The sequence below is a fragment of the uncultured Stenotrophomonas sp. genome (genome assembly GCF_945952405.1).
Taxonomy (GTDB): Bacteria; Pseudomonadota; Gammaproteobacteria; order Xanthomonadales; family Xanthomonadaceae; genus Stenotrophomonas.
Window position 1 is genome coordinate 26,512 of record NZ_CAMFIA010000030.1, and the last position, 10,159, is coordinate 36,670.

Here is a 10,159-nt window from a genome sequence, read left to right on the forward strand (position 1 = left end):
CGCCCTGCACCGCACAGGCCCTGCCCTTACCTGTTCAAGGATGATGTGATGCCTGCAGTTGTTTCCTTCCGCTCCCGCACCGCGGGCTGGCGCGGCCTGCTGTTGTTTGCACTGGCCTCGGCCGCGCTGCCGGCAGCGGCACAGTCAATGGCCTGTGGCACCTACACCAACAGCAGCGGCACCACCACGCTGACCCTCGAGAGCGAGGGCCACGGATACCTGTCCGGCCCCTACCAGGCCACCGAAGAACTGCGCGTGGCCCGCCAGCAGGACGTGCTCGGCACCGGCAACCTGAGCACCGGCCGCCTGGAAAACTGGTTCTTCGAGAACGACGATCGCAACATCGTCACGCCCTATGGCGAGTTCACCCGCCAGCGCTCCGCGGTATGCAAGGCGATGCCGGAGCCGATCGAGGGCGGCTGCGTGATGAATACCTCCGACTGCCTGGAGGCGCTGCCCGAGGCCGCGCCGCCGAAGCTGCACGCCTGGTGCGCCGAAGGCGTGGGCGCGGCCTGCGTGCAGTTGCTGGAAACCTACCAGGAGCAGGCCAGGGACGCGGCCCCGAAGGCCACACGGGCAGAGCCGCCCATGCCTGAGCTCTGCAAGGAAGATTCCCCATCGTTCGACGCAGAAGGCTGCGAGGCGATGGCCTCGGTAGTGGCCTGGGAACAGATGGGCAAACTGGTGTTCGGGCTGGAACACGCGATGGCGCCATTGCTGCCGGCCGCACAGCTCGATGAACTGTCGGCGCTGTGCCGGCAGCAGCACGGCGAGACGTTCTGCAGCAAGGTGGCCGATGTACTGTGGAGTGCCGGGCGCACCCTGCAGGCCCGCGACGCGGTGCAGCTGGCCTGCGCACAGCGCGCGGAGGCATCCGAGTGCGAGACCGCCAGGCGCCTCGCGGTGCTGGACACGGTGCCGGCCACCGCGCTGGCACCGGTGCCGGCCACCACCCTGCCCTGCGGTCGCTACGAAGCCGAGCACAGCGTGCTCTCGCAGCTGAACTTCCTCGACGGCGGCGTGGTTGATGTCGAGGGCCGCAGCCAGCGCCTGCGCGCCAGCCTGGAAGGCGGGCGCATCCTGGTCCGCCGCGAAGTCGGCAGCGACTACGTGCTGCAGCCGCTGCAGAACGGCAACCTGATCGGAATCGACAGCGGCAACCGCTTCGCCTACTACCAGCGCAAGCCCGCTGCCGGCGGGGCCAGCTGCAAACCGCCGGTAGCCTTCGTGGAGATCCCGCTGCCGCTGGACTGCCCGACCCTGGGCCGCAAGGACGGCGCCCAGGCGTGCTGCGCCGAAGGCAAGCTGCTCGGCTGCAAGGTGGCCGGCGAAGCGCTGTTCAAGGACGAACAATGGGCCGCGTCGCAGCCGTATTTCGAGCGCCTGTGCAGCGCGGGCGTGCGCGAAGGCTGCCTGGCACTGGCGGCGCTGTACGCGCATACCGGTGACCCGAAGGTGCCGCAGGCCATGGCGGCGATCTGCGCGAAGGACGGCAAGGGCACCCACGTGGCCTGCGATGTGGACGCCACCCGCAACTGGCCGGCGCTCAAGGCCGGGGACCTGTAGAGCCGAGCCCGATGCAGCCGAGCGTAGGCTCGGCTCTACAAGGGAATCCCGCAACGGTAGGGCCGAGCCCAGGCTCGGCTCTACCGGGTCAGGTGTTCCTGCGCGGGATGATGGTGATGTGCCCATTGATCTCCAGCAGGGCCAGCTCGACCTCCTCCACGCCCAGGCATCCCTGCTGGCGCAGGGCGGCGTCGAAATCCGAGCGGGTCACCTGCTCGCGGCGCAGAACGGCGTCGAACAGGCGGCCATCGCGCGCGATCACCACGGGTTCTCCCTCTACCAGGCGTTCAACCCGGCGGCTGCGCGTACTCACCCAGCCGACCCCGTAGTTGAGCAGGATCAGGGTCGCCGCCAGCAGCAGCCCCCCTCCCAGTGAAGTATCGGTGCCGAGCAGCGCGTTCTGCACCGCATTGCCCAGCAGCACCACCAGCAGCACGTCGAACGGGGTGATCTGGCCCAGCGGGCGTTTGCCGCTGAGCCGGACCATGCCCAGCACCACGACATAGACCACCACCGCGCGCAGGATGAACTCCCACCACGGCATCGCCAGTGCGAACAGATCGGGCATTGCGGTTTCCCCTGTAGAGCGGTGGCCCAGCCTAGCATCCGGGGTCGGATGCCTTTGCCGTGCAGGCAGAGGGATCCGACCGCGACTGCCGTCGGCGCAAATAAAAAGCCCCGCTGACCAGGGGGAGGTCAACGGGGCCGGGGAACGGGCACTTGGGGAGGAGTCCCCGTTCCGAGATCTGCTCCAGGGGATGGGAGAGATCCGCAACAGGCATTGCGCCTGTCGGGAGTTATAGAAGCACTCCGAACACTAACGGTTCGTGAAGGGGCCCAATTTAATGAACTTCAATCAGGGCAACATTCATGATCGAGTCAGAAACACACGCTCAATGAATGAATTCACGTCGTTTTCGGCTTGAAACAGGCTCAGTGCGCTTCGTCCCAGTTGCTGCCAATCCCGGTGTCGACAACCAGCGGCACCCGCAGCTTGGCCGCTTGCGACATGCGCTCGACCACCTGCGAACGCAAAGTTTCAACGAAACTGCTTTCGGTTTCGAACACCAGTTCGTCGTGCACCTGCAGGATCATCCGGGCCGGTGCGCCGCTGTCACGCAGCCACTGGTCCACGTCCACCATCGCCCGCTTGATGATGTCCGCGGCGGTGCCCTGCATCGGCGCGTTGATCGCGGCACGCTCGGCACCCGCTCGCAGGCCCTGGTTACGTGCATGAATGTCGTTCAGGTACAGGCGACGGCCGAACAGGGTTTCCACGTAGCCCTGGTCGCGGGCCTGCTGGCGCATCCGCTCCATGAAGTCACGCACGCCGGGGTAGCGGCTGAAGTACAGCGCCACGTAATCCTGCGCCTGGCCACGGTCGATGCCCAGGTTGCGGGCCAGGCCAAAGGCACTCATGCCGTACATCAGGCCGAAGTTGATCGCCTTGGCGGCGCGGCGCTCGTTCGGGGTCACCTCGTCCAGCGCGCGGCCGAACACCTCGGCAGCGGTGGCACGGTGGACGTCGGCGCCCTGCTCGAACGCACGCACCAGGCCCGGGTCTTCGGACAGGTGGGCCATGATCCGCAGCTCGATCTGCGAGTAGTCGGCGGCCAGCAGCAGGCAGCCTTCCGGGGCGATGAACGCGCGGCGGATGCGGCGGCCATCCTCGGTGCGGATCGGGATGTTCTGCAGGTTCGGGTCCGACGAGGACAGGCGGCCGGTCGCGGCACCGGACTGGTGGTAGCTGGTATGCACCCGGCCGGTCTCCGGATTGACCATCTCCGGCAGCTTGTCGGTATAGGTGCTGCGCAGCTTGGCCAGCCCGCGGTAGTCGAGGATCACCCGCGGCAGCTCGTGCTGGTCGGCAATCGCCTCCAGCGCCTCCTCGTTGGTGCTGGGCTGGCCCTTCGGGGTCTTCACCACCGCCGGCAGCTTCAGCTCGTCGAACAGCACCGCCTGCAGCTGCTTGGGCGAATCCAGGTTGAAGCTGCGCCCGGCCAGCTCGGTGGCCTTCTGCTGTGCCGCCAGCATGCGCGAGGACAGATCCTGGCTCTGCCGGCGCAGCTCGTCGGTGTCGATCCGCACACCGTTGGCTTCGATCGTGGTCAGCACCGGCACCAGCGGCATCTCGATGTCGCGGTACACGCTGTCCAGCGCTGGCACCGCCAACAGCTGCGGCTGCAGCGCGTGGTGCAGGCGCAGGGTGATGTCGGCATCCTCGGCCGCATAGCGGCTGGCTTCGTCGATGCCCACCTGCGAGAACGGAATCTGCTTGGCGCCCTTGCCGGCCACGTCCTCGAACTTGATGGTGCTGTAGCCCAGGTAGCGCAGGGCCAGCGAATCCATGTCGTGGCGGGTGGCGGTGGAATTGAGCACGAAGCTCTCGAGCATGGTGTCGTCGTGGTAGCCCTGCACCTGCACGCCGTGGCGGCGCAGCACGTGCAGGTCGTACTTGCCGTGCTGGCCCAGCTTCTTCTTCGCCGGGTCCTGCAGCACCGGGCGCAGCGCGTCCAGCACCTGCTGCATCGGCAGCTGCGCCGGCGCGCCGGGGTAATCATGGCCGACCGGGATGTAGGCGGCCTTGCCCGGCTCGACCGCCAGGCTGATGCCGACCAGGCGCGCACGCATCGCGTCCAGCGCGTCGGTTTCGGTATCGAAGCTGACCAGATCGGCCTGCTGCAGCCGCTCGACCCAGGCCTGCAGCTGTTCCGCCGTCAGCACGGTCTCGTATTCACCCGGTGCCGCCAGCGCCGGATCCAGCGTGCCGGCGGCCGGCGCCTCGGCGCTGCCACGGGCAAACCCGGCCGCCGTGCCACGCAGGCTCGGGGTCGCCTCGCTGGCGGCAGCCGGTGCCGGCAACGGCGCGCCCAGCTCCTTCAGCGCCTGGGTGAAGCCATAGCGCGTGTACAGCTCGGTCAGCACCGGCACATCCTGCTCGCGCAGCGCCAGCGTGGTCGGGCTGGCCTCCAGCTCCACATCGGTTCGGATGGTCACCAGCTCGCGGTTCAGCGGCAGGCGTTCCAGCGCGGCGCGCAGGTTCTCGCCGATCTTGCCCTTCATGGTCGGCGCAGCAGCCATCACCCCGTCCAGGTGCTGGTACTCGGCCAGCCACTTGGCGGCGGTCTTCGGCCCGCACTTCTCCACGCCCGGCACGTTGTCGACGGTGTCACCCATCAGCGCCAGCAGGTCGATGATCTGGTCGGCGCGCACGCCGAACTTGTCCATTACCGCCGCATCCGAATCCATGCGGCTGCCGGTCATGGTGTTGACCAGCTCGATGCCTGGGCGCACCAGCTGGGCGAAGTCCTTGTCACCGGTGGAAATGGTCACCTTCAGGTCCTGCGCCAGCCCCTGCAGGGCCAGCGTGCCGATCACATCGTCGGCTTCCACGCCGGGAATGCGCAGGATGCTGATGCCCAGCGCTTCGACGATGCGGCACATCGGCTCGACCTGGCTGCGCAGCTCATCGGGCATCGGCGGCCGGTTGGCCTTGTACTGTTCGTACAGGTCATCGCGGAAGGTCTTGCCGGGCGCATCGACCACGAACGCCACGTAGGCCGGGCGCTCCTTCAGGGTCGAGCGCAGCATGTTGACCACACCGAACAGCGCGCCGGTGGGTTCACCCTGTGCGTTGGACAGGGGCGGCAGCGCGTGGAACGCGCGGTACAGGTAACTGGACCCGTCGATCAGGACTAATCTGCTCATGGGACGATTCTACGCGCCCGTGCCTGCACCGCGACGACACGGTACGCCCCCGGTGTTGGGGCATAATCAGGGCTCTTTCCAGGCCAAGGATTCCCCGCCATGAAGACGCTGATGCTGTCCTCCCTGCTGCTCCTGGCTGGCTGCGCCAGCATGGGCGGCGCCGGGGCACCCCCGGTCGACGTCAAGGGCGCCGACGTGTCCAAGCGCACCATGGACAACGGCGACGTCGTCGAGGAATACCGCGTGTCCGGCCAGCTGCGCATGGTCAAGGTGACCCCCTCGCGCGGCGCACCGTTCTACATGTACGACAAGAACGGCGACGGCCGCTTCGACAACGACAAGGACGGCGTGTCGCCGGTGTACTGGAAGCTGTACAGCTGGTGATGCAACAGGGGTCAGATCCCTTTGCCTCCGGCAAACGGATCCGACCCCATCGATTCCACAAAAGATGACGCCGGCGCGCATCCTGCGGCCGGCGTCGGGTCCCCTCCCCGGGAACGCTTGAATCAGCGGATGACCAGCACCGGCAGCGTGCTGCGCGCCAGCACTTCGGCGGTCTGGCTGCCCAGCAGCACGCGGGTCACGCCACGGCGGCCGTGCGAGGTCATCACGATCAGGTCGCTGTTGCGTTCGGCGGCGGTCTCGATGATGCCGTCGGCCGCATAGCGGTCCAGCACGTGCACCGGGTTGGCCTGGATGCCCTGCTCGGCGGCCTTGGCCAGCGCCGGCTGCAGCACCTTCTGCGCGCCTTCCTCGCGGTCGGCCTTGTACTCGGGGCTGTTCATGTAGCCCACGCTCCAGCCCATGGCGTCATACATGCCGACGGCCCACGGCTCGGAGACAGTCACGATATCGACCTCGGCATCGAGGTCCTTGGCCAGCTCCAGGCCCTTGGCCAGGCCCTTGTCGGCCAGCTCGGACCCGTCGGTGGCAATCAGGATGCGCTTGTACATGGTGGGGCTCCGTGGCGATCTGCCAGATGGGAACGACACCATTGCACACCGGATGTGCACGCTACGCCTTGAGCAGGATCAATCCGGCGCTGCGCAGCGGCGTGTGCGCACCGCCAGCTTGCGTAACCGAACACGGCCGCGCAAGCTGGGGGGCGGCGGCTATCTTCTGTAGAGCCGAGCATGAGCTCGGCTCTACAACAATGTCGCTCAGGCGATCTGCACCACGCGCGCGTTCTGGCACAGCGGATAGCTGGCCACGAATTCGGCAATCGCATCACGCATCGCCTCGAACGACTCGCCGTACATGTACAGCGCGGTCTCGGTCGGGCCCTGCCACCAGCTGCAGATCTCGCCCAGGCCGTCGATGCGCTCGGACAGCTGTTCGAACACGTGGTTGGAGTCGCACTGTTCGTAGACTTCGTCCGGCAGGGTCAGCCCATCCAGGTAGATGCCCAGGCCTTCGGTCACGCCGAAGCCACGGTCGGCCTCGCCCGCGCCCTGCAGCTGCGAACCCTTCGGTGCACCCAGCTGTTCCAGCAGGTCGATCAGCTTGGGCACGCCCGCCGCGTCGATCAGTGCGACCTCGATATCGCCGTACTCGACTTCACCCAGGTCGGACATCGCGGTGCCGCCACCGGTGAGCTCACCCACCTGGGCCGCCTGCAGCAGTGCGTCGAGCGGATCCTCGAACAGTTCATGGCGATGCTCCGGCTGCAGCCGGGCGTTCAACTTCACGGTGACATGCAGCGTGGGTTCGGTCATGGAGGCGTTCCTGGAAGATGTCGGCCCATTGTAGGGCCGAGCCATGCCCGGCTGCGTTTCCTGGACAGAAACAGCCGAGCATGGGCTCGGCTCTACGGATGTCGGCCTGTTGTAGAGCCGAGCCATGCTCGGCTGCACAGATGAAGCACCGCGGCGATCAGATCACCGTCAGGTTGGCATACGCCATCACCAGCCACTTGCTGCCGGCGTCGGCGAACTCGACCTGCACGCGGGCGTGGGCGCCGTTGCCTTCGTAGTCGGTCACCATGCCTTCGCCGAACTTGGGATGGGTGACCAGCGCGCCGAGCTTGATCGGCGGCGCCTCGATCGAGGCATGGCCCATCACCCGGCTCGCCCCCATCGACGCCGGTCGCGAGACCTGCACCTTCGGCCGCACTTCATGCAGCAGTTCACGCGGAATTTCACGCAGGAAGCGCGATGGCAGGCTGTAGTTGTCCTGGCCGTGGATGCGCCGCGACTCGGCGTAACTCAGCACCAGCTTCTGCCGTGCACGGGTGATGCCGACATAGGCCAGGCGCCGCTCTTCTTCCAATCGGCCGCTTTCCTCCAGCGAACGTGCACTCGGGAACAGGCCTTCTTCCAGGCCGGCCAGGAACACCAGCGGGAACTCCAGGCCCTTGGCCGAATGCAGGGTCATCAGCTGCACGCCATCCTCGCCCGCCTGCGCCTGGCCCTCACCGGCCTCCAGCGCGGCATAGGCCAGGAACGCGACCAGCTCGTCCATGTCCTCGCCCACTTCCTCGATGTCGTCGGCGCGGCGCACGAAGCGCGAAGCCACCGACACCAGTTCGTCGAGGTTGTCGGTGCGCGATTCCGAATCCAGCGCATTGCGGCTTTCCTTGCTCCAGTGCTCACGCAGCTGCGAGCGGGCCAGCACGTGGTCCACGCGCTCGGCCAGGGTCATGTGCAGGGTCTGCGCCTGCAGCTCGTTGACCAGCACCAGGAAGCCGGCCAGCGCATTGCGTGCACGCGCGGCCAGCGCACTGCCCTGGGTGACCAGCATGGTCGCTTCCCACAACGAGATGCCCTGGGCACGTGCCTCGCGTCGCACTTCGTCCAGCGTGCGGTCGCCAATGCCACGGGTCGGCGTGTTGACCGCGCGCTCGAACGCCGCGTCATCGTTGCGGTTGGACAGCAGCCGCAGGTAGGCCAGTGCATCCTTGATTTCGGCGCGCTCGAAGAAGCGCATGCCGCCATACACGCGGTACGGCACCTGCTCGCTCAGCAGCGCTTCTTCCAGCGCGCGCGACTGCGCGTTGCTGCGATAGAGCACGGCCACTTCGGTATAGCTGCCCCCGTCCCGCACCCACTGGCGGGCGCGCTCGACGATGTAGCGCGCCTCGTCCATCTCGTTGTAGGCCGCGTACAGGTCGATCGGCTCGCCATCGCCGCTGTCGGTCCACAGCTGCTTGCCGATGCGGTCGGGGTTGTGCGCGATCACCGCGTTGGCGGCACCGAGGATATTGGCGGTGGAACGGTAGTTCTGTTCCAGGCGGATGGTCTGCGCGCCCGGGAAGTCGCGCAGGAAGCCCTGCACGTTCTCGACCTTGGCGCCGCGCCAGCCATAGATGGCCTGGTCATCGTCGCCGACCACGAACACATGGCCGGAGTCGCCGGCCAGCACGCGCACGAACGCGTACTGGATGGCGTTGGTGTCCTGGAACTCGTCCACCAGGATCTCGCGGAAGCGGGCGCGGTAATGCGCCAGCAGCGCCGGGTTGTCGCGCAGCAGCTCGTGCGCGCGCAGCAGCAGCTCGGCGAAGTCGACCAGGCCGGCACGGTCGCAGCGCGCCTGGTACTCGATGTAGGCCTGGCGCATGGTTTCCAGCCAGGCATCATGCGGCTCGGGCTGGATGTGCTGCGGGCGGCGGCCCTCATCCTTCTGCGCGTTGATCCACCACGCGATCTGCTTGGCCGGGTACTTGCCGTCGTCCAGCTCCAGCGCCTGCACCACGCGCTTCACCAGGCGCAGCTGGTCATCCGAGTCCATCACCTGGAAGCCTTCGGGCAGCTTCGCGTCCTGCCAGTGCAGGCGCAGCAGGCGGTTGGCCAGGCCGTGGAACGTGCCGATCCACATGCCGCGGCTGCCGTTGGGCAACTGTGCGTCGATGCGGTGGCGCATCTCGCCCGCCGCCTTGTTGGTGAAGGTCACCGCGAAAATGCCGTGGGTCGGCACGCCATCGACTTCATGCAGCCAGGCGATGCGGTGGGTGAGTACGCGGGTCTTGCCGGAACCGGCACCGGCCAGCACCAGGTGGTGGCCGGGGGGAGCGGAGACGGCTTCGCGCTGGGCCGGGTTCAGGCCATCAAGCAGGTGGGAGACATCCATCCCCCCATTTTACGGCATCGCCGTCGCCGCTCCTGCGACCACCTGGGTGGCCAGCTGCTGCGCCTGCTGACGCAGTTCAGGCACCGCCAGGCTTTCCCACAGGCTGCCGATGCGCAGGCTGCCGAGCACGCCCAGCCGTGCTTGTGGCTGGCCACCGGCCGCGCGCAGGCGATCGCCCGGCACCGTGCTGTCCAGGCCCAGGCCATGCGGGCCGGGGCGCGCCAGCCCTTCGGCCTGCAGCTGCTGCAGCAGCGGGTTGCGCAGGGCGCTGGCCCGGGTTTCCACGCCGGTGGCGTTGATCACCGCGCCGATCGCCCAGTGCCGCTCGGCGCCGCTGGCATCGCGGCCACTCAGCCGCAGCACGTCGCCGTCGGCCTCGATGCGTTGCAGGCGCGCACGATGGATGCGCAGCTGGCCAGTGGCCTGCAGCGCCTGCAGCTGGGCATCCACCTCTTCGGCGATGCGGTGCCGATGCACGTCCCAGTAGCGCACCACATGGCGCAGGAAACGACGCTGGTCCGCTTCATCGAGGCTGCACCACAGCGCCTGGCCATGCGGGCGGATCCGATCCATCACGCCCTGCCACGGCAGGCCATCGGCCTGCGCCTGGCGTGCAAAACCACGCAGCGCGCGCAGGCGCTGGCGCAGGCCCATCGGCAGCAACGTGGCCGGCTCGAATGCGGGCAGGCCGCCGTGCGCATGCGGCAGGGGCAGCAGGCCATGCCGCGAGAACACGTGCAGCGGCCCGCTGTGGCCGGCCGCCACCAGGGCCAGCACGGTGTCGGCCATGCTCAGGCCGGAACCGACAATGGCCACCGCC

General features: G+C 67.7%; 7 protein-coding genes and 1 pseudogene. 2 read left to right on the forward strand and 6 right to left on the reverse strand.

All coding sequences use genetic code 11. The features are described from left to right. Positions 1 to 48: 48 nt before the first annotated feature. Positions 49 to 1,566, forward strand: a complete 1,518-nt coding sequence (locus tag Q0P60_RS19565) for a hypothetical protein (RefSeq protein ID WP_294997277.1) — start codon at positions 49 to 51, stop codon at positions 1,564 to 1,566. Between the two features lie 88 nt (positions 1,567 to 1,654). Here Q0P60_RS19565 and Q0P60_RS19570 read toward each other — a convergent pair whose 3' ends face one another. Next, the gene (locus tag Q0P60_RS19570) at positions 1,655 to 2,134 is read right to left on the reverse strand and encodes a YetF domain-containing protein (protein ID WP_294997279.1); all 480 of its coding nucleotides are present in this window, start codon (positions 2,132 to 2,134) and stop codon (positions 1,655 to 1,657) included. Between the two features lie 365 nt (positions 2,135 to 2,499). Next, positions 2,500 to 5,274: a DNA polymerase I gene (gene polA, locus Q0P60_RS19575; RefSeq protein ID WP_294997281.1), complete on the reverse strand. Its 2,775-nt coding sequence runs from the start codon at positions 5,272 to 5,274 to the stop codon at positions 2,500 to 2,502. Positions 5,275 to 5,373: 99 nt separating this feature from the next. On the opposite strand from polA, the gene Q0P60_RS19580 reads away from it, so the two are divergent. Next, positions 5,374 to 5,658, forward strand: coding sequence for a DUF2782 domain-containing protein (locus Q0P60_RS19580; protein ID WP_294997283.1), 285 nt, complete (start codon positions 5,374 to 5,376; stop codon positions 5,656 to 5,658). Between the two features lie 122 nt (positions 5,659 to 5,780). Here Q0P60_RS19580 and Q0P60_RS19585 read toward each other — a convergent pair whose 3' ends face one another. The 4 genes and pseudogenes from Q0P60_RS19585 to Q0P60_RS19600 form a co-directional block, all read right to left on the reverse strand. Then, a complete protein-coding gene (locus Q0P60_RS19585) occupies positions 5,781 to 6,227 on the reverse strand; it encodes a universal stress protein (protein ID WP_294997285.1) in 447 nt (148 codons plus the stop codon). 207 nt (positions 6,228 to 6,434) lie between these two features. Then, positions 6,435 to 6,989 (reverse strand): hypothetical protein, encoded by a 555-nt coding sequence (locus Q0P60_RS19590; protein ID WP_294997286.1) that lies wholly within the window; start codon positions 6,987 to 6,989, stop codon positions 6,435 to 6,437. A gap of 157 nt (positions 6,990 to 7,146) precedes the next feature. Next, a complete protein-coding gene (uvrD, locus tag Q0P60_RS19595; protein ID WP_049398649.1) occupies positions 7,147 to 9,339 on the reverse strand; it encodes a DNA helicase II in 2,193 nt (730 codons plus the stop codon). Between the two features lie 9 nt (positions 9,340 to 9,348). After that, a pseudogene (locus tag Q0P60_RS19600) lies at positions 9,349 to 10,159 on the reverse strand (pyridine nucleotide-disulfide oxidoreductase); the annotation flags it as partial.